General features: G+C 50.4%; 17 protein-coding genes and 1 riboswitch. Of the genes, 7 read left to right on the forward strand and 10 right to left on the reverse strand.

What is annotated here, in order from left to right; translation table 11 throughout:
- Nucleotides 1-25: 25 nt before the first annotated feature.
- Complete coding sequence (gene malK, locus FH968_RS19610; protein ID WP_139882432.1) at nucleotides 26-1,135, reverse strand: maltose/maltodextrin ABC transporter ATP-binding protein MalK; 1,110 nt, start codon at nucleotides 1,133-1,135, stop codon at nucleotides 26-28.
- 385 nt (nucleotides 1,136-1,520) lie between these two features.
- Here malK and malE point away from each other — a divergent pair, with 385 nt between their 5' ends.
- The 3 genes from malE (at nucleotide 1,521) to malG (ending at nucleotide 5,371) form a co-directional block, all read left to right on the forward strand.
- Nucleotides 1,521-2,711, forward strand: a complete 1,191-nt coding sequence (malE, locus tag FH968_RS19615; protein ID WP_139882433.1) for a maltose/maltodextrin ABC transporter substrate-binding protein MalE — start codon at nucleotides 1,521-1,523, stop codon at nucleotides 2,709-2,711.
- A gap of 66 nt (nucleotides 2,712-2,777) precedes the next feature.
- Nucleotides 2,778-4,322 (forward strand): maltose ABC transporter permease MalF, encoded by a 1,545-nt coding sequence (gene malF / locus FH968_RS19620; RefSeq protein ID WP_139882434.1) that lies wholly within the window; start codon nucleotides 2,778-2,780, stop codon nucleotides 4,320-4,322.
- 158 nt (nucleotides 4,323-4,480) lie between these two features.
- Entirely contained in the window at nucleotides 4,481-5,371 is an 891-nt protein-coding gene (malG, locus tag FH968_RS19625) for a maltose ABC transporter permease MalG (RefSeq protein WP_139882435.1), read from the forward strand.
- 97 nt (nucleotides 5,372-5,468) lie between these two features.
- Here malG and psiE read toward each other — a convergent pair whose 3' ends face one another.
- The 6 genes from psiE to pgi all read right to left on the reverse strand — a co-directional run bounded on the left by psiE (nucleotide 5,469) and on the right by pgi (nucleotide 11,887).
- A complete protein-coding gene (gene psiE, locus FH968_RS19630) occupies nucleotides 5,469-5,876 on the reverse strand; it encodes a phosphate-starvation-inducible protein PsiE (RefSeq protein ID WP_139882436.1) in 408 nt (135 codons plus the stop codon).
- A 225-nt stretch (nucleotides 5,877-6,101) separates the two neighbouring features.
- Nucleotides 6,102-8,198 carry a YjbH domain-containing protein gene (locus FH968_RS19635; RefSeq protein ID WP_139882437.1) on the reverse strand — a complete coding sequence of 699 codons (2,097 nt, stop codon included), beginning with the start codon at nucleotides 8,196-8,198 and terminating at the stop codon, nucleotides 6,102-6,104.
- Entirely contained in the window at nucleotides 8,198-8,923 is a 726-nt protein-coding gene (locus FH968_RS19640; protein WP_370451538.1) for a capsule biosynthesis GfcC D2 domain-containing protein, read from the reverse strand. The genes FH968_RS19635 and FH968_RS19640 overlap by 1 nt, the downstream gene beginning before the upstream one ends.
- Entirely contained in the window at nucleotides 8,920-9,555 is a 636-nt protein-coding gene (locus FH968_RS19645; RefSeq protein ID WP_139882439.1) for a YjbF family lipoprotein, read from the reverse strand. The genes FH968_RS19640 and FH968_RS19645 overlap by 4 nt, the downstream gene beginning before the upstream one ends.
- Before the next feature lie 60 nt (nucleotides 9,556-9,615).
- Nucleotides 9,616-9,861 (reverse strand): exopolysaccharide production protein YjbE, encoded by a 246-nt coding sequence (gene yjbE, locus FH968_RS19650; RefSeq protein WP_139882440.1) that lies wholly within the window; start codon nucleotides 9,859-9,861, stop codon nucleotides 9,616-9,618.
- A gap of 376 nt (nucleotides 9,862-10,237) precedes the next feature.
- On the reverse strand, nucleotides 10,238-11,887 hold the full coding sequence (gene pgi / locus FH968_RS19655; RefSeq protein WP_139882441.1) for a glucose-6-phosphate isomerase: 1,650 nt from the start codon (nucleotides 11,885-11,887) through the stop codon (nucleotides 10,238-10,240).
- A gap of 210 nt (nucleotides 11,888-12,097) precedes the next feature.
- Between pgi and FH968_RS19660 the strand changes: the two genes are divergently transcribed.
- The 4 genes from FH968_RS19660 (at nucleotide 12,098) to FH968_RS19675 (ending at nucleotide 17,059) form a co-directional block, all read left to right on the forward strand.
- A complete protein-coding gene (locus FH968_RS19660) occupies nucleotides 12,098-13,903 on the forward strand; it encodes a sodium:proton antiporter (protein WP_139882444.1) in 1,806 nt (601 codons plus the stop codon).
- A 51-nt stretch (nucleotides 13,904-13,954) separates the two neighbouring features.
- Nucleotides 13,955-14,148: riboswitch (Lysine riboswitch) on the forward strand.
- Between the two features lie 110 nt (nucleotides 14,149-14,258).
- Nucleotides 14,259-15,614, forward strand: coding sequence for a lysine-sensitive aspartokinase 3 (gene lysC / locus FH968_RS19665; RefSeq protein WP_139882446.1), 1,356 nt, complete (start codon nucleotides 14,259-14,261; stop codon nucleotides 15,612-15,614).
- Between the two features lie 92 nt (nucleotides 15,615-15,706).
- The gene (gene panS, locus FH968_RS19670; RefSeq protein WP_139882448.1) at nucleotides 15,707-16,654 is read left to right on the forward strand and encodes a ketopantoate/pantoate/pantothenate transporter PanS; all 948 of its coding nucleotides are present in this window, start codon (nucleotides 15,707-15,709) and stop codon (nucleotides 16,652-16,654) included.
- A gap of 132 nt (nucleotides 16,655-16,786) precedes the next feature.
- Nucleotides 16,787-17,059 (forward strand): DUF3811 domain-containing protein, encoded by a 273-nt coding sequence (locus tag FH968_RS19675; protein ID WP_139882477.1) that lies wholly within the window; start codon nucleotides 16,787-16,789, stop codon nucleotides 17,057-17,059.
- 1 nt (nucleotide 17,060) lies between these two features.
- Here FH968_RS19675 and rluF read toward each other — a convergent pair whose 3' ends face one another.
- The 3 genes from rluF to FH968_RS19690 all read right to left on the reverse strand — a co-directional run bounded on the left by rluF (nucleotide 17,061) and on the right by FH968_RS19690 (nucleotide 20,185).
- Nucleotides 17,061-17,936, reverse strand: coding sequence for a 23S rRNA pseudouridine(2604) synthase RluF (gene rluF, locus FH968_RS19680; RefSeq protein WP_139882451.1), 876 nt, complete (start codon nucleotides 17,934-17,936; stop codon nucleotides 17,061-17,063).
- A 96-nt stretch (nucleotides 17,937-18,032) separates the two neighbouring features.
- Nucleotides 18,033-18,434, reverse strand: a complete 402-nt coding sequence (locus FH968_RS19685; protein WP_139882453.1) for a hypothetical protein — start codon at nucleotides 18,432-18,434, stop codon at nucleotides 18,033-18,035.
- A gap of 122 nt (nucleotides 18,435-18,556) precedes the next feature.
- Complete coding sequence (locus FH968_RS19690) at nucleotides 18,557-20,185, reverse strand: Na/Pi cotransporter family protein (RefSeq protein ID WP_139882455.1); 1,629 nt, start codon at nucleotides 20,183-20,185, stop codon at nucleotides 18,557-18,559.
- Nucleotides 20,186-20,257: the final 72 nt, after the last annotated feature.

Below are 20,257 nucleotides of genomic sequence, written 5' to 3' on the forward strand. Positions count from 1 at the left end.
TTGCTTTTCTTTTTTATGGGAATGCTTAAACACCTGGCTCTTGATGCAACCGTCGACAAGCAGTGCCATCCTCACGGAACAGATGGCAGCGCTCTGGCGGCAAGCCAATAGCGAATGTGGCACCCTCTTTTACCAACACCACGTCATTCTGGCGGTACACCAGGTTCTGACGGATGGCGGGGATTTGGATGTGAATCTGAGTTTCATTGCCGAGCTGTTCAACAACCTGTACTTCACCTTCGAGGGTGACGTCGGCAATGTCGCTTGGCAGCAGATGCTCAGGACGAATACCCAGAGACATATTGGCGCCGACCTGAACTTCTTTGCTTTCCACTGGCAGCCAGACTTGCTGACGATTCGGTAATTCAACCTGGACTTGATCGATAGCCGTGGCCGTGACTTTCACTGGCAGGAAGTTCATTTTTGGCGAGCCAATAAAGCCCGCAACAAAACGATCCGCCGGGTAGTGATACAGCTCGAGAGGTTTACCGACTTGCGCGACACGCCCGGCATCCAGCACAACAATTTTGTCGGCGAGCGTCATGGCTTCTACCTGGTCGTGCGTGACATAAATCATGGTGCGCCCGAGGCGCCTATGCAGCCGGGAGATCTCAATGCGCATCTGCACACGCAGTGCCGCATCAAGGTTTGAAAGAGGCTCATCAAGCAGGAATACGCGCGGTTCAGCCACCAGCGTACGGCCAATCGCCACGCGCTGGCGTTGCCCGCCGGAAAGTGCTTTCGGGCGACGTTCTAATAAATGTGCCAGTTGCAGCGTTTCAGAAACCTGAGTGACACGCTGATTGATTTCACTTTTCTTAGCACCAGCGAGCTTCAGCCCGAAGGACATGTTTTCAGCAACGGAAAGATGGGGATAAAGCGCGTAAGACTGGAATACCATGCCGACACCACGCTCAGCGGGTGGAATGTCGTTCATACGTGTTTCACCAATGAATAAATCACCGCTAGTGATGGTTTCCAGTCCCGCTATCATGCGTAACAGCGTGGATTTACCGCAGCCTGACGGTCCAACAAAAACCACGAACTCACCTTCATGGATATCCAGGTTGATATCTTTTGATACCACCACATCACCCCAGGCTTTTGTTACGTTCCGTAGCTGTACGCTTGCCATGTACTTCTCCCTTCATTCCGTCACTCTGCTAAGAGGCAGGTGATTCAAGATGTTTCGGACTATGACGGATCTATACATTCTGTGAATCCTCCACCCCGCTGTTTTTAATGGGGGAGGAGATGGGAGGATGAGAGGGTGTGTTCTGCAACCGGTTACAATCGGCACAATAGATTTTCGTGATCGTGGTTTCAAAAATCCGGGTAGTTTTATGTGCGCCAGGACACATAACTGTCAGTTATGTAACGTAGATCACAGATAACCAGGGTGGGGCGTAGGGCTAAGGAGGATGAGAAGCACTTGCCATCTGCGCAAACTGGCAACCGTAACGCCACAACCTTGACCTTGTTGTATCCACGCGCAAACCACCATTCAAAGGATGGGACATATGAAAATTAAAACTGGCGCACGCATCCTCGCTCTGTCTGCCCTGACAACGATGATGTTTTCCGCCTCTGCACTGGCAAAAATAGAAGAAGGCAAACTGGTCATCTGGATTAACGGTGACAAGGGCTATAACGGCCTGGCTGAAGTGGGTAAGAAGTTTGAGAAAGACACTGGCATTAAAGTCACCATCGAACACCCTGACAAACTGGAAGAGAAATTCCCACAAGTTGCGGCAACTGGCGATGGCCCGGACATCATCTTCTGGGCTCACGACCGTTTCGGTGGTTACGCACAATCTGGCCTGCTGGCCGAAATTACTCCAGATAAAGCTTTCCAGGACAAACTCTATCCGTTCACCTGGGACGCAGTTCGTTACAACGGCAAAATCATTGCTTACCCAGTCGCGGTTGAAGCGCTTTCCCTGATTTACAACAAAGACCTGGTACCGAACCCGCCTAAAACCTGGGAAGAAATCCCGGCGCTGGATAAACAGCTGAAAGCGAAAGGTAAGAGCGCGTTGATGTTCAATCTGCAAGAACCGTATTTCACCTGGCCACTGATTGCTGCTGATGGCGGTTATGCGTTCAAACTCGAAAACGGCAAATATGACGTGAAAGATGTGGGCGTTGATAGTGCTGGTGCTAAAGCAGGCCTGACCTTCCTCGTCGACATGATTAAAAACAAGAATATGAATGCCGATACCGATTACTCCATCGCTGAAGCAGCCTTCAACAAAGGCGAAACGGCGATGACCATTAACGGCCCGTGGGCATGGTCCAACATTGATAAGAGCAAAATCAATTACGGCGTTACGCTGCTGCCAACCTTCAAAGGCAAAGCATCTAAACCGTTTGTTGGTGTTCTGAGTGCCGGTATCAATGCCGCCAGCCCGAACAAAGAACTGGCGAAAGAGTTCCTGGAAAACTACCTGTTGACCGACCAGGGTCTGGCTGAAGTCAACAAAGATAAGCCTTTGGGCGCTGTTGCACTGAAATCCTACCAGGATCAACTGGCTAAAGATCCACGCATCGCCGCGACTATGGAAAACGCCCAGAAGGGCGAAATTATGCCGAACGTGCCACAAATGTCTGCGTTCTGGTATGCCGTTCGTACCGCAGTAATCAACGCAGTTAGCGGTCGTCAGACTGTTGATGAAGCGATGAAAGACGCTCAGGGACGTATTACTAAGTAAAAAATTGGCGGGTAGCGTAATGCTTACCCGCCGTTTTTAGTCGTTGTAGAGTTAGAGGAAGACCCCATGGATGTAGTTAAAAAGAGCCACTGGTGGCATAACGATGTACTGAAGTGGTCAGTCATCGGCCTGATGGGACTGCTGGTTGGTTATCTTGTGGTTTTAATGTACGCCCAGGGGGAGTACCTGTTCGCCATTATGACGCTGATTTTAAGCTCACTTGGTTTATACATTTATGCAAATCGCAAGGCGTATGCCTGGCGTTATGTTTATCCAGGTCTTGCCGGTATGGGGCTGTTTGTCCTGTTCCCACTGGTTTGTACCATTGCCATTGCTTTTACCAACTACAGCAGTACCAACCAGTTGACGCAAGAACGCGCACAGGAGGTATTGATGGACCGCCAGTACCAGGCGGGCAAAACGTTTAACTTCGGCCTTTATCCGGCAGGTGACGAGTGGCAACTGGCCCTTACCGACGGTGAAACCGGCAAGAACTTCACCTCCGACACCTTTAAATTTGGCGGCGAACAACATCTGAAATTGAAAGAAGCGGATGCGCTGCCAGGCGGTGAGAAAGCCAATCTGCGTGTGATTACGCAAAACCGTGCGGCACTGACGCAAATAACCGCTGAAATGCCTGATGAAAGCACGCTGACCATGAGTTCCCTGCGCCAGTTCTCCGGTACTCGCCCGCTCTACACTCAGGGTGAAAAGGGTGAGCTGACCAACAACCAAAACGGCGTGAAATATCGTCCAAATAACGAAACTGGTTTCTACCAATCTGTAAACGCCGACGGCAACTGGGGCAATGAGCAATTAAGCCCGGGCTACACCGTGACTATCGGCTGGAAGAACTTCCTGCGCGTCTTCCATGACGACGGTATCCAGAAACCGTTTATGGCCATCTTCGTCTGGACTGTGATTTTCTCTATCTTGACGGTGATTCTGACCGTAGCGGTCGGCATGATTCTGGCATGCGTCGTACAGTGGGAGTCGCTGAAAGGTAAAGCGATTTACCGCGTGATGCTCATACTGCCTTATGCAGTACCCTCGTTCATTTCTATCCTGATTTTCAAAGGGCTGTTCAACCAGAGCTTCGGTGAAATCAACATGATGTTGAGTTCGCTGTTTGGCATTAAGCCCGCCTGGTTTAGCGACCCTACCACCGCGCGTTCGATGATAATTATCGTGAATACCTGGCTGGGTTATCCGTACATGATGATTCTGTGCATGGGCTTGTTGAAAGCAATTCCAGATGATCTGTACGAAGCTTCGGCAATGGACGGTGCAGGCCCGTTCCAGAACTTCTTTAAGATTACGCTGCCACTGCTGATTAAGCCGCTAACACCGCTGATGATCGCAAGCTTTGCCTTTAACTTTAACAACTTCGTTCTGATTCAACTGTTAACCAACGGGGGGCCAGACCGCCTCGGAACTACAACGCCTGCCGGATATACGGACTTGCTGGTGAGCTACACCTACCGTATCGCCTTCGAAGGCGGCGGTGGCCAGGACTTTGGCCTCGCGGCGGCTATCGCAACGCTTATCTTCATTCTGGTTGGCGCACTGGCGATTGTTAACTTGAAAGCCACCCGCATGAAGTTTGATTAAGCCTGAAAAGACCAGGCGCAATAGGCGCAGTCAGTTTGAACACGGACTGCGCGGAAAAACCGGAGCGTACACGTAGTACGTGAGGATTTTGAGCACAGCCCAGGTTCAAAATGGCAAGCAAAATAGCCTGGAGCGGTGTTTAAGGAGTAATAAATATTATGGCTATGGTTCAACCCAAATCTCAGAAACTGCGACTATTAACGACGCACTTACTGTTACTGCTGTTTATCGCAGCGATCATGTTCCCGCTGCTGATGGTTATTGCGATTTCGCTGCGTCCGGGTAACTTTGCAACGGGCAGCCTTATCCCGGATCAAATATCCTGGGAACACTGGAAACTGGCGCTGGGCTTTAGCGTGCAGCATGCCGATGGCAGCGTAACGCCACCACCGTTCCCGGTGCTGTTATGGCTTTGGAACTCAATCAAAATTGCGGCAATTACGGCATTGGGGATTGTGACGCTATCAACAACCTGTGCTTACGCCTTTGCTCGTATGCGTTTTCCTGGCAAAGCGACACTGCTAAAAGGGATGCTGATTTTCCAGATGTTCCCGGCGGTGCTGTCACTGGTGGCGTTGTATGCCTTGTTCGACCGCCTCGGACAGTACATTCCGTTTATCGGCTTGAATACGCATGGTGGGGTGATCTTCGCCTATCTTGGCGGCATTGCACTGCATGTTTGGACGATTAAGGGTTATTTCGAAACGATTGATAACTCTCTGGAAGAAGCGGCAGCACTGGATGGCGCAACCCCATGGCAAGCTTTCCGCCTGGTGTTACTGCCGCTCTCGGTACCGATTCTGGCGGTGGTGTTTATCCTGTCGTTTATCGCCGCAATTACCGAAGTGCCTGTCGCGTCGTTGTTACTGCGTGATGTAAACAGCTACACCCTGGCGGTGGGTATGCAGCAATACCTGAACCCACAAAACTACCTGTGGGGTGACTTTGCCGCTGCAGCTGTCCTTTCTGCTATCCCGATTACTGTGGTGTTCTTACTGGCGCAACGCTGGCTGGTGAGTGGCCTGACGGCTGGCGGAGTGAAAGGTTAAGATCTCCTGTAAGTTATTGCTTCACATTATGTAATGCCACTGCAAACCCTCAATTTGACCTTATTATTATTTCCGGCGGCCCTTGGGCCGCCATTTTTTATTCACGTTTTAAGCGGCCGCTGTTACATAGCCACAGCGTTATCACCAGCAACAAAATGGCTCCGGAGTAAATCAGCACGTCCAGTGGCTCTTTATGGTCGATGATGATGAGTCGCACAATCGCGGTGATTCCGATATAGACAAAGTAACGCAGGGGAAAGTGATAACCCGACTGAAAGTACTTAACGATCAACGCGATAAATTCGAAGTAGAGGAAGTAAACCACCAGCCCTTCGATAAGCAGATATTTGCTGACCTGTTCGCTGGGAGTGAATAGCACTTTCGCAAGATGCAGGGTTTCTTTGCCGAGAAAGATAATGAGGATAATACCCAGTGTCAGCAGAGCCAGATTCAGGACCATTTGCATGACGGTGGAAATCAACTCAACGCGAGGAGTAGCGGGCATAAATCACCTTAGGGAATGGAGGTCCCAAATCGCTGTTATACGTTGAAAGTGTGATCCAGGTCTAGATTATTTGCTTATATTTTCACCCTCATGGATGTGACATGAGAACTGCCAGCTTTGAGAAGGTTCCGTTCACCAGACGATCGGCTTTTCATTAAGACACCGAACCGGTGAACGGAAATTGCACCTTTTATGCAGATCTCACACAGCGTGAGAGTAAAATGATCAGCGGAAATTAATATCCCGATCGCTTGTCATCCCATACAGCTCAAACTTACGACCCAACATCTGCCCACCGTCACGCGTCAGCGGTGTCCAGCCAATCTGCGCGCGGCTGCGGGTTGGTGACGACGAGAAGATATCTAACGGCACATTCACGTAGAAACCTTTGGTGAAATCCCCTTCCCCGTACTCTTCTTTGGAAACATTGGTGATGGTGGCGTATGTCCCCACGACCACGCCGCTGTCGAAGCGTTTCGAGATTTCCAACGTGCCACCCTTATCTTTCGCCAGATACTGGCCAATGCTGAGTTTCACCAGTACATCGTCGGCAAACGGTGGCGTCCAATAACCGGTGATATGGCCGGTTGGTGCGCTGTAATCGGTGAATTTCATCATGTCCAGCGAGCTGGTCCAGTCACGTTGTTTGACATAGTTGGCATTAACGCCAATTGCCCAGTTGCTGTCGACCGGGCGATACAACACTTCCGCACCGACACCGCCATACATGGTTTCGAGATACCCGCCATACACCTGCCCGTACCAACTGTTACCCAAATACTGGAAGTAGTTGGCTTGCAGGTTATTAACGTAAATATCGTTCTCTACGTAGTCGCGAACATGCGTACGCACGCGTGGCAACGTTGAGTCGTTCGGCGGATTCGTGTAATTAAATTTGTCGTAGTTATTGGCAATGTTGGCGAACAGACTGCCGGTCGTCAGCAAATGATCTGTCACCCACCAGTCAGCGGTTCCCATGACACCAACCTGGTACATGTAGAAGCTTTCTGGCCCACCCACCGACTGATTCAGCACCGGATTAATCGAGAAATTAACCTTCGATTTATCGATGAAATACCCCTGCTCCGTTTTTTCTGGTACCACTGGCTCAACGCGTTTTTGCACCAGTTGTGTTTCGTACCCCAACGGTTCCCCTTCCAGATGATGACGCAGACTGGAGACATCCGTTTCCGTCGTCACCTGCGGCATATTCAGGCGCGTTTCTGTGATACGGATGGTGCGGATATTATCCGGCAGATCATTCATGATGATGCGATTCGCACGCTCGATACCTTCGCGGGAGTCACGGTATTTCACCTGCTCGCCCGTCACATACAGAGTATCGCCCTTCACCTGGATATTCGGATTCGTAAGCCCGGCATTGTATTTGAGTAGCGTCAGCTGATTTGCCACCACAGTCGGCTGCAAAATTTCATCCTGCGGCTGCGGTTGATATTGCGGGCGTCGGTTATCGTTGTAGCCTGGATGCAAATCGTTGAAGTTAGTCCGTAACGTCACACCAAACATGAAAGTGTTACCGCGCTCATAGCTGACGTTAACGTCGGCCCAATCGGTAACGCGATAGATAGCGCCGACGTTAAAGCTGCTACGCTGGTCGAGTTTTCCGGCAAAGTCCTGAGTGTAGTTATTGCCTTCGTATTCCGCTTTCAGACGCAACGGTTGCCATGGAGTCTGGTATTCGACACCACCAAAAAGAGACGCCGGGCCGTGAAACATGCCGCTAAAGTTGAAAGAACCCGCCTGGTTGTAGCTGTTATCGCGGTAGCAGAAACCATTACTGACTTCGCAGAATGGGTTTTTCACATTGCCGCTAGTGCCCATATAGCCCCAACCTAAACCGAGCGAGAAATCAAACGGCCCCCAGGCTTTAGTCGCCACCACATATTCACTGTCGAACAGGCCAGTACCGCCTAAATCACGCACGCCCACCGACACCTGCGGTAAGTAGTACCCTTCTTCCCAAAGACGCACTTTCATGTCGAAGGCTTTATCTTTGTAAGTCTGGTCGCCCGAGAAAGATTCTACGCTGCTGTATTGCCGGGTGCGCACATCGGTATAGCGCAAAGTTGTTTCAAGCCACGGGAAGAGCTGCACCGAAGCCGAGTAAAAACGGTATTGATCGTTATCGCGATAGTTGAGGCTAAATTCACCTTCACGCGCCATTCGTGCAGTCGGGGTTTGCAATAAGCCCACACCGCCGAAATCCGATTGAGACGGGCCGACGGGATCTGGGAAGGTTTCAGCCTGGCAGGCTGAAGATATAGCCAGCGCAAGCAAGCTATAGAGAGTTTTTTTCTTCATCAATCCGGTCTCCGATGAGTCAGAGAATTGAGGATTTGCTGATTCAGTTCGTTGAATTCAGAGTTAAAAAGCCGCTCTTTAAAGCCGACAAAAAGGATGCTTCCGGGAGTTAGCTCAACGTGACGGTGGTTCCAGTACGCGACGGGCGCTTTTTGCGTTTTTCCGTCCGGGTAAATTACCCACGCATAGCTGCGGTCAGCACCGCTGAGTTTGTCGATGCCATCCAGATATTCATCTGCACTGCGCCCTGCAACAAATGGCTTCGCACCTGGGGAGCTAACCAATCCCAGCAGCGTGATGGTGGTTGGTTGCGGCCCAACCCACAGACTGTACTCGCCTTGTAGTGGAACATTGGCACGTGGATGAACGCGTACCCAATCGGGAGAGAGGTCGACAAACTGCCGTCCAGTGACCTTAATGGCCTGCATTTGCTGGCGCACGCCGTTGATTGCAGCAGCATCGTCACCATCTTCCTCGGCGGCAAATCGGCTAAGTGATGCCAGCAATTTTTGATGCTGTTGTTCAGCAACCGCAGACGCCTGCCGTTCGCTTATCACAGCACCTGGCCACCAGACGTGAGTAAGTGAGGGCTGAGTGACTAAATCAGCCAGTCGTTCTACATCAGTCACTTTTTGATTATCGGGATAAATGGTCACGTTCCCTGCTGCGTGTAAAAAAGGGCTACCCAGCAAGAGCAGCAACGCGAGGTTTTTTATTTTCATTATTTCGCCGCCTTCAACAGTATCGTGGTGACCGGCCAATACTCTGGGCCAATATATTGTTTTGACTGACGAACCTGGCCTTCGCTATCTATCCAGAAACGGTTATGCCAGGTTTTACCTGATGCGGTAACTTCTTCTTCCAGCACTCGAACGGGCGTGGTGCTACCAGCAATCTTTAGTGTGTCGTTCCCATCCCAGGCGAAGGTCGAGTGCGCTGTTGTCATTCGCACCTGCTGGTGTTCAGTCCAGGCTATTTGCCTTGTCCAGCTAACGCCATCAATGATCTGACTCACCTTTGCCAGTGGGTCATTTGCCAGGTTTGTGACTTGCTCAATGTTGTCGCCAAGCCCCATCGTTTTTACAATTCGGCCATGTTCAGTGACAATCATCGCCCGGTCTTGCGTTACCCATTTTTGTTGACCATTTTCGTCATATGCCAGAACCACGAATATCTGCGGGCCGTTATTAATGCGCATGTACTGGCTGGCGTAGCGCATATTCTGAATGTCGTCATTCGTTAGCTGTATACCGTCGTCGCCTGCCACGCTGTGCCAAAGCGATGAGCCAAGGCCTTTGGTGGTGTCGGAGCACGCCTGAAGTAACAGGCAGACAAGAAGGATTGCGAGTCGCTGCACGAGGTTTCCCCGGAGAAATAACCACACCGAAGTGTGGTTAGAGTTAAATCACCCGTGAAATTAGCGGGTGCTGGTCGTCGTGGTGGTTGTGGTCCCGGTATTGGAACCATCGCCACCACCGGTTGCAGCAAGAGCTACACCCACTGCCGACCCGACAGTGCTGGCGCTGGTCGCAGTAGAACTGCCTGCGGACACATTCGTTGCTTGAGCGCCGGCTGCTTCACCCACAGATATCGGGTCAGCACTCGCCACACCAGCCGCAGCCAGCGTGAATATGGCTAAAGCGCCATAAAGAACTTTCTTCATAACAATTTCCCTTCATTGAATGAATGGAGATTTGCCCAAAAGAATTTCAGGCGGTTTCGAGTATACACAACAAGTAATAAGGCTTGGGCGAAACGGGAAATATGAATGGCGCTTTAAGATAAATGGAAAATAATAATATCTTGAATGGATTTATTTAATCAAATCCATACAAAACAATGAATTAAAATATTATTAGATGTGTTGTGAATCTAATTAATCTGAAAGTAACCCTGATGAATTATCAGGACATAGCTATTTTTAGGATTAACCTCAGGAGACCAATTCAGGGATATTATCCAACAAGGGGATTTGTCTTATAGTTATTAAAATGAATAAGCCGACATAACGTCGGCTTATATTTAGCAGGAATAGTCTATTACGCGCGCCATGACTTATAACGGTTTATTAAACCGTTAGTGGAGCTGTCATGGGTGCTGATTTCTGCTTCGTCACCCAGCTCTGGAAGAATACGGTTCGCCAACTGCTTACCTAATTCAACACCCCACTGATCGAAGGTGAAGATATTCAGGATTGCGCCCTGAGTGAAAATCTTGTGCTCATACAGCGCAATCAGTGCGCCGAGGCTGAACGGAGTGATTTCACGCAGCAAGATGGAGTTAGTTGGACGGTTGCCTTCGAATACTTTGAACGGCACAACATGGTCCAGCGTTTTTGGATCAAGACCCTGGGCTGCATATTCCTGCTCAACCACATCGCGCGATTTACCGAACGCCAGTGCTTCTGTCTGTGCAAAGAAGTTAGACAGCAGTTTAGGATGGTGATCAGAAAGCGGGTTGTGGCTAGTTGCTGGCGCGATGAAATCACAAGGAACCATTTTGGTGCCCTGGTGAATCAGCTGGTAGAACGCGTGCTGGCCGTTAGTGCCCGGCTCGCCCCAGATGATTGGGCCAGTCTGGTAATCAACAGCGTTGCCATTACGGTCAACGTATTTGCCGTTAGATTCCATATTACCTTGCTGGAAGTACGCTGCAAAACGGTGCATATACTGGTCGTATGGCAGAATTGCTTCGGTTTCAGCACCGAAGAAATTGTTGTACCAAATACCGATCAGCGCCAACAGCACTGGCAGGTTTTGTTCAGTTGGAGTGTTTGCAAAATGCTTGTCCATCGCATGGGCACCGCTCAGCAGTTCCACGAAGTTTTCGTAGCCTACAGACAAGATGATGGACAGGCCAATTGCAGACCACAGGGAATAACGGCCACCGACCCAATCCCAGAATTCAAACATATTGGCAGTATCAATACCGAACTCACCAACCGCTTTCGCATTGGTAGAAAGTGCTGCGAAGTGTTTCGCTACATGCTTGCTATCACCAGCAGTTGCCAGGAACCAGTCGCGCGCGCTGTGGGCGTTAGTCATGGTTTCTTGAGTGGTGAAGGTTTTAGACGCAACCAGGAACAGCGTGGTTTCTGGGTCAACATTCTTCAGCACTTCAGCAATATGAGTACCATCAACGTTGGAGACAAAGTGCATATTGAGGTGGTTTTTGTATGGACGCAGCGCTTCGGTCACCATGAATGGACCAAGGTCTGAACCACCGATACCGATGTTCACAACATCAGTAATCGCTTTACCGGTGTAGCCTTTCCAGCTGCCGCTGATGATGCTTTCAGAGAAGGTTTTCATCTTCTCAAGCACTGCGTTCACTTCCGGCATCACATCTTTGCCATCTACCATAATTGGCGTGTTGCTGCGGTTACGCAGTGCAACGTGCAGCACAGCACGGTCTTCAGTGCGGTTAATCTTCTCACCAGAGAACATGGATTTGATGGCACCCTGCAAATCCGTCTCTTTAGCCAACGCTTGCAGCTTAGCGAGTGTCTCTTCCGTGATGCGGTTTTTGGAGTAATCCACCAGCATTAAATCGTCGAAAGTAGCGGAGAACTTACCAAAACGGTCGCCATCCTGGGCGAATAGCTCAGCGATAGTGACGTCTTTCATTTCGTCAAAGTGCGCCTGTAAAGCCTGCCATGCAGCGGTCTGCGTTGGGTTGATATTTTTCATAGCGTTACCCTTTTGATTTGAGAACTGTGACTGCGGTCAATTGTATATCCACAAAACGGGATTTGTGATGATTTTTCTACCCTTGTACAGGGAATACCGTTTCAGATTATGCTCCAGTTAAAAAATTGGTGGGGCGACTCCCGCCCATACAGACCCCGTCTACACTGAGAAAACAGTATGGCCTTGTAAGACCGGTAAGGTAAAAATTTTATGGAACTATCCGTACCCCTTTTATTGGTCATCATCTCTATTAGTTCACTGGCCGCACAATGGTTGGCGTGGGCTATTCGGTTGCCAGCCATTTTACCTTTACTGTTATTTGGTTTGATTCTCGGCCCCTTCACCCATGTTCTGAACCCAGACCAACTGTTTGGCGAACTGCTGTTTCCCATTGTTTCTCTGTCGGTTGCCATCATTTTGTTCGAGGGCGCGCTGACGCTGCGTTTTGATGAAATTCGCGGGTTAGGCGGCGTGGTGCGTAATCTGGTGAGTATCGGGATGTTGGCTACTTTTGCGGTGATTAGCCTCACCTGTTGGGGGCTATTGGGTTTAGATCCTGCGCTTGCGGCACTGATAGGTGCGGTCACCGTAGTTACCGGTCCGACGGTTATCGCCCCGCTGATGCGCGTGGTGCGCCCTAATACCGCGATTAACCAGGTGCTGCGTTGGGAAGGGATTGTTATCGACCCTGTTGGTGCGATTTTCACATTACTGGTCTTCGAGTTTATTACTGCGCGCCAGGAAGCGGGTTCGAATCTGCATTTGCTGATTATCTTCGCGCAGACCGTGGTCATCGGTTTAGCCAGTGGTGGGCTGTTTGGTTGGTTGCTCGGCACTGCGTTAAAACGCGTCTGGTTCCCGAGCTATCTGCAAAACTTTGCGGTGCTGGCTGTGGTATTGCTGACGTTTGGCCTGTCAAACACACTTGCCGATGAGTCAGGGTTATTGGCTGTGACCATACTAGGCATTTGGCTGGCAAATATGCGAGATGTGGATGTCAGCGATATCGTCGCCTTCAAAGAAGAACTATCAGCCATTCTTATCTCAGCGCTGTTTATTATTCTCGCCGCACGCCTCGATATTCACGGCGTGCTGGCGATGGGTTGGCCGCTGGTTGCCTTGTTGCTGGTAATTCAGTTTATCGCCCGCCCGTTGTGCATTGCGATTTCAACCATCGGCTCGACGCTGACATGGCGCGACAAACTGCTACTGAGCTGGATTTCTCCACGCGGGATAGTCGCCGCAGCGGTGAGCTCTTTATTTGCCCTGACGTTGCAAAAAAATGGTTACGAAGGCGCAGACAAACTGGTTAGCGTGGTGTTTGCCATCATCATTGGTACCGTCGTCCTGCAAAGCCTGACCAGCGGCCCGCTGGCAAGATGGCTGGGTGTACAGCAGCGTAAGCCACAAGGGGTGCTGATTATTGGCGCCAATACCGTCGCGCGAACGCTTGCCCACGCACTGGTGAAGCAAAATATTCCTGTGCTACTCACCGACAATAGTTGGGAATATTATCGCCTGGCGCGTATGGAAGGATTACCCGCCTATTACGGTAACGCCTGGTCCGAACATGCGGAAAACTATCTCGATTTAAGTAATACCGCGCAAGTTTTGGCGCTTTCACCAAACCGCCATCAAAACGCCCTGGCGGTCTATCACTTCAGTCATCTTTTTGGCAGCGACAAAGTTTTTGCCATCCGTTCAGGTTCCGCATTGAAAGGTCGGGCGAGCAACGAAAGCGCCCGTTTTCGTCGCCATGAAAAACTTTTCCCTGAAGAAGTTACCTGGAGCAGTCTGAGCAGCCACTTAGCCAAAGGGGCAACCATTAAGGCGACGCGTCTGAATGAAAATTTTGGCTGGCTCGAATATCTGGAGAAAAATCGCGGAGTTGTGCCACTATTTGCCCGTCTTGAAGAAGGAAAAACTATCGCGATAAATGGAAAAACTACTCCGGCACTGCCCTGCACGTTGATTGCACTGGTACAGAATGATAAATCCGCATCTTCCAGACGTTGACATCGGGCGCGTAACATTTTATTTGTATACGGCTACTTGCTCACTTGTGAGCAAGCCAGAAGAGGCGCGTCGCCCAGGTATTGTGTTTGAGGAGCCAATCCGCAGATAACACAAGAGGGGGAGCGACGCCGAGGTAATGTGCATATGGCAGTGCACATTGTCGGCTACAGGGGCTGAATCCCTTGGGTTGTCACCAGAAACGTTCGGCAGTCGGACGTTTTGCAAGGTGGGGCGCTTCTGGGTGTATCCGTAGTTCAGGTCTACTTTTCTACGTCTGCCCCTTTTCTCGCTCTTCCCTTGTGCCAAGGCTGAAAATTTTACGCCATTAAGAATGGCTCCCTGACACGAGGTTGTTATGTCTTCCCCACAAACCGTTATCGCCAAATTTGGCGGGACCAGCGTTGCAAATTACGACGCGATGAACCGCAGCGCCGATGTCGTGCTTGCCGATGAAAACGTCCGTGTAGTCGTGCTTTCCGCGTCTGCGGGTGTAACCAATTTGCTGGTTGCGCTGGCGCAAGGCCTGGAAGCAACAGAGCGCTTTACTAAGCTCGATGCGATTCGCAAAATTCAATATGACATCGTCGAACGCTTGGCAAATCCGCAGATTATCCGCGAAGAGGTTGAGCGCCTGCTTGAAAACATCACCACCCTTGCTGAAGCAGCATCTCTCGCCACATCCACCGCGCTAACTGACGAACTGGTGAGCCACGGCGAACTCATGTCTACGCTGCTGTTTGTCGAAATTCTGCGTGAACGCAAAGTCGATGCCCAATGGTTTGATATCCGCAAAATCATGCGCACTAACGACCGTTTTGGCCGTGCAGAACCTGATATAACCGCATTAGCAGAGTTGGCAAGCCAACAGCTTCAGCCACGCATTTTACAATCCCTGGTCATCACGCAAGGCTTTATCGGCAGTGAAGCGAAAGGCCGCACGACTACACTAGGCCGTGGTGGCAGCGACTATACCGCAGCATTGTTGGGCGAAGCTCTCCACGCCAGCCGTGTTGATATCTGGACTGATGTGCCGGGCATTTACACAACCGATCCACGCATGGTGCCGTCGGCAAAACGCATCGACAAAATTGCCTTTGAAGAAGCCGCCGAAATGGCGACATTCGGGGCAAAAGTGCTACACCCAGCGACACTACTGCCTGCGGTTCGTAGCGACATTCCGGTGTTTGTCGGCTCCAGCAAAGACCCCAAAGCAGGCGGTACACTGGTTTGCAACGAAACGGATAATCCTCCGCTGTTCCGCGCCCTGGCCGTACGTCGCAAACAAACCCTGGTGACGCTGCACAGCCTGAATATGCTTCATTCGCACGGGTTCCTGGCGGAAGTCTTTAACATTTTGGCGCACCACAATATCTCGGTAGATTTAATAACCACATCAGAAGTGAGCATTGCACTGACGTTAGACACAACCGGCTCAACGTCTACCGATGACAGCCTGTTGACCACATCGTTACTGACAGAGCTCTCTTCGCTGTGCCGTGTGGAAGTGGAAGAAAACCTCGCGCTGGTTGCCATCATTGGCAACAAACTGTCCAAGGCCTGTGGCGTGGGCAAAGAGGTGTTTGGCGTACTTGAGCCGTTCAATATCCGTATGATTTGCTACGGTGCATCCAGCTATAACCTGTGCTTCCTGGTGCCTGGCGACGACGCTGAACAAGTAGTGCAAAAACTTCATCACAATCTATTTGAATAAAATTTCTACTTAAGTAATTAATACCAAATGCCGGGCTCGATCCCGGCATTTTTATAACCATAAAACAACACAACACTTGCAAGGATCTCAATATGCTCGCTTTATTCACCCGGCTGTTTCCGCTTTGGGCGGTGCTGCTGTCTGTACTCGCCTATTACACGCCCGGCACGTTCACTCCTATTGGCCCATGGGTCAGCACGCTTTTAATGCTGATTATGTTTGGCATGGGTGTGCATCTGCGCATCGACGATTTTAAACGCGTGCTGTCACGCCCCGCGCCTGTAGCTGCTGGTACTTTTCTGCACTATTTGATTATGCCGCTGGCGGCCTGGGTTTTAGCAAAGCTGTTCCATATGCCGCCAGACCTTTCTGCCGGAATGGTTCTGGTCGGCAGCGTTGCTAGCGGTACTGCGTCAAACGTGATGATTTACCTGGCAAAAGGAGATGTGGCGCTTTCTGTCACCATTTCATCGGTTTCCACACTGGTTGGAGTTTTCGCCACACCGCTGCTGACGCGACTGTACGTTGATGCGGATATCAAAGTAGACGTAATGGGTATGCTGGTCAGCATCCTGAAAATCGTGGTCATTCCGATTGGTCTGGGGCTGATTGTTCATCACTTATTCCCACGCCTTGTAAAGCGCGCAGAGACTTATCTACCTGCGTTTTCGATGCTGTGCATTCTGGCGATTATCAGTGCCGTGGTAGCAGGCAGTGCGAGCCATATCGCATCTGTGGGTTTGATGGTGATTGTCGCAGTGATTTTGCATAACGGAATTGGCTTACTGAGCGGTTACTGGGGAGGACGTCTTTTCGGTTTCGACGAATCCACCTGCCGCACACTGGCGATAGAGGTCGGTATGCAGAACTCAGGTTTGGCTGCCACTCTCGGCAAAATTTACTTCTCGCCGCTGGCTGCCCTACCTGGCGCACTGTTCTCGGTATGGCACAACCTTTCCGGTTCAATCCTGGCAGGTTACTGGTCGGGTAAACCTGTTGATGAGAAAAAGGATCCGCGATTGAAAAAACGCCGCGCCTGACTCTGCTTTGATTCAGCAAAATGCCCGGGAAACCGGGCTATTATGGGGAAGTTTGCTGCCAGATGCTGATTTTTACTGAGCTGACGTGCGCTTTGCTTTACACTGGAGGCCACTTCTTAAGAGGCCGCAATGATGTCCACATCAAGACTGACACAACAAGATATGACCGAAGCCGAGCAGCGCGAATTAAAAACGCGGCTAGACCGCGCACGCATCGCCCATGGTCGCCCCCTGACAAACTCAGAAATCAACCACGTTAAAAAAACCTATATCGACCAACTTATGGAAGCACGTGAGCAAGCGGCTAAAAAAGTCCGCCAGATTAAAAAACAAAAAGCCTTAAAACCGGATACATCTGCAACCTATTCCTGGTCTGCAAACAGCCACTCACGCGGGAAACGCTAATTTAGCGCCCTTTCTTCTTGCGCCCTGGCTGGGCAAAGCGTTTGCGCGAAGCAAGCTCTGCCGGGGTTTTTGCAGAACTTTTTGGCCCAGTACTGGCCGGTTTCTTCGCGACAGCCGCAGGTTTTGCCTTGGGTTTTTTCGCGGGCTTCGCTTCGGAAGAAGAATTCTCAATCAGCTTAAACAACTCGACCAACTCATCCTCGGTTAAATCACGCCATTCGCCCAGCGGCAAACCTTTCATGCTGACGTTCATAATGCGGGTACGTTCAAGCTTCGTCACTTCATAACCAAAGTGTTCGCACATTCGGCGAATCTGGCGGTTAAGGCCTTGCACCAGCGTGATTCGAAATACAAATGGAGCTTCTTTCTTCACTTTGCATTTTTTGGTTACTGTGCCCAGCATCGGGACACCTGCACCCATGCCACGAATGAAATCATCTGTGACCGGTTTATTAACCGTCACGACGTACTCTTTTTCGTGGTCGTTCCCGGCGCGAAGGATCTTGTTCACCAGATCGCCATGATTGGTGAGTAAAATCAGCCCCTGCGAATCTTTGTCTAAGCGCCCAATAGGGAAAACGCGTTTGCTGTGGTTAACAAAATCGACAATGTTGTCTTTCTCGCCGTCTTCGGTCGTACTCACGATACCCACAGGCTTGTTCAATGCGATAAGCACCAAATCATCTTCGTCACGGGGTTCGATTAACTGACCGTTGACCTTCACCACATCTCCGGCAAATACCTGATCCCCAATCGCGGCACGTTTGCCGTTAATAAAAACATTTCCCTGTTCGATGTAACGATCGGCATCACGACGGGAGCAGATACCGCTCTCGCTAATGTATTTGTTCAGACGTATAGATGAGTTGGTCAGCATGGTTCCTCCGTAAAACCTGGAATATACCTTACCTGAGAGTCGATGCGAACAGGGAAAATCCAGGTGACACGAACTTCTTTGCCACCTGTAGATGAGTTACTTAGTTGTTGCGGCAATCACAGCTATTTTCTTCTGGATATCTTTATCCAGATTATTCACCCAATGATTATATGAGCGGTGAATTTCGCCATCAGACGCCAGCAAGTTTACGCTGCTGACATAGTTAATTGAGTAGGATCTATCGCTGTAGTTTATGCGCACAGTAACACTGTGTTTGCGTATGTTTTGCGTCGCGTTAATCACGCCTGGACCCGCTACTGACATTATCCAGTCGCGGCCTTGCCCGGCATTAATAATTGCGTCTTTAACCTGTTCCGTCGTCACATGTTGGGTAATTATCGTCTGCGGCGTCCGGACGGGTTCAGTCCTTTCGAGCGCAGCACATCCTGCCAATGCCACAATACAAAGTCCCCCTGCCAGCCACTGTTTCAATCTCATTGTCGAATTCCTTTTGTTTTAATAAGTTAAGCGACAAGATTATAAGCGGCATGGATATCAGGCAGAAGAAGAAATAGACAATTCAGAATATGGCACCTTCAATGATGAAAGTGCCCTTGAGGCTAATACTCGTCCCGATCGTCATCGTCAGGCTGTTCAAGCACGCTATACGCGACCGCACAAAATAGTGAGTTCAGGCGCTTCATATCGCCGAGTAAGCCTAAATGTAGCGAGCTGGTTTCGATGCTTTGCACGTTTTGCTGATGCAAGCGATCAACGTGTGCGTGGGAGTAACGCCGATTCAGAATCCGAAAGCGATGTTTGTTACGGCGCAAACGGCGAGCGCTGTTAACGTCTGCGGAGAAAAATACCGACAGGCTGAGCTTCAGATTGCTGGTTAATTGCTGGAGCAGGATATCCAGCTCTTTTAAGCCATCAGGTGAAAACGCCCGACGTGCAGCCAGCGATTTATCCGCCACTTCACTGCCCATTCGCTCAAGAATATCAGCGGCCTGTTCAAGGTTTAGCGACATCTCAATGATTTCAGCCCAGCGGCGAGATTCAACCTCTGCTAATTCCTCTTTCTGCATTTGCGCCATATACAGTTTGATAGCGGTATAAAGCACATCGACATCATCGGCAAGCTTGCGCAGTTCCTTTTCCTGGCGCGGTTCGCCGTGCATGACTTTGCTCCAGGTATCCAACATTTGCTCAAGCACATCGCCCATGCGTAAGGTTTCACGCGCCGCGTTTGACAACCCAAGAGCCGGGGTATCGAGCGCGGTAACATCAAGATGTTTCGGTTTCATACGCGCATCAACTTCAGGCGCTTCGCTAATCACGCTACGGCAGAAACGAGCCATTACGCCAGCAAAAGGCACCATCGCCAGGCAGCGAATCAGGTTGTAGAAAACGTGGAAATAGATAACCAGTTCAGACTCAGGCTGCGGCAGTTTGTGCATCGTATCCGCCAGGATATGAATAAACGGCAGAACAATCACACCACCCACCAGCTTGAACAGCAAGCTTCCGAGCGCAACACGGCGAGCCGCAGCATTTGCAGTGCTGTTGTTGATCATCGCCAGCAAGCCAGAGCCGAGGTTGGCACCAATCACCAGACACAGTGCGACATCAAACGAGATAACGCCTGTGGAGGTCAGCGTGGCAGTCAGCAGTACGGCGGCAAGGCTGGAATAACTGATGATGGCAAACATCGCACCAATCAATGCATCAAGCATGATATCGCCGGTCAACGAGGCGAAGATAACCTTCACACCCGAACCTTGCATCATCGGCGTGACCGCACTAACGATAAGCTCTAACGCCAGCAAAATTAGCCCAAGGCCAATACCTACACGCCCGAGTTGCCCTGCACGAGTTTGCTTACGACTGAGGAAGAAAATGACGCCAAGGAAGATGAGTAACGGCGAAAGCCAGGATAAATCAAAAGTCAGTATTCGTGCCATCAGCGCGGTACCAACATCAGCCCCCAGAACAATCACTAGCGCGGGAGTCAGCGCCACCAGGTCCTGGGCAACAAAAGATGTCACCAGCATGGTGGTTGCGTTGCTGCTTTGCACCAGTGCGGTTACACCAATACCCGCACAGAAGGCGAACGGTTTTTTTTCAACACTGCGGCTGAGTACACTACGGAGATTTGCACCATAGACTCGCATGATGCCGGTACGCACAATGTGTGTGCCCCATACCAGCAGCGCCACCGCAGAAAGTAAATGCAGTAAAGTCAGCACTCTTTCTCCTGGTTAGTTTAAGCGAAGAAATTCCTTCTCTTTCCAGTATATAACGGTTGGCGATATTTAAAC

The organism is Buttiauxella sp. B2, assembly GCF_006376615.1.
Lineage (GTDB): Bacteria > Pseudomonadota > Gammaproteobacteria > Enterobacterales > Enterobacteriaceae > Buttiauxella.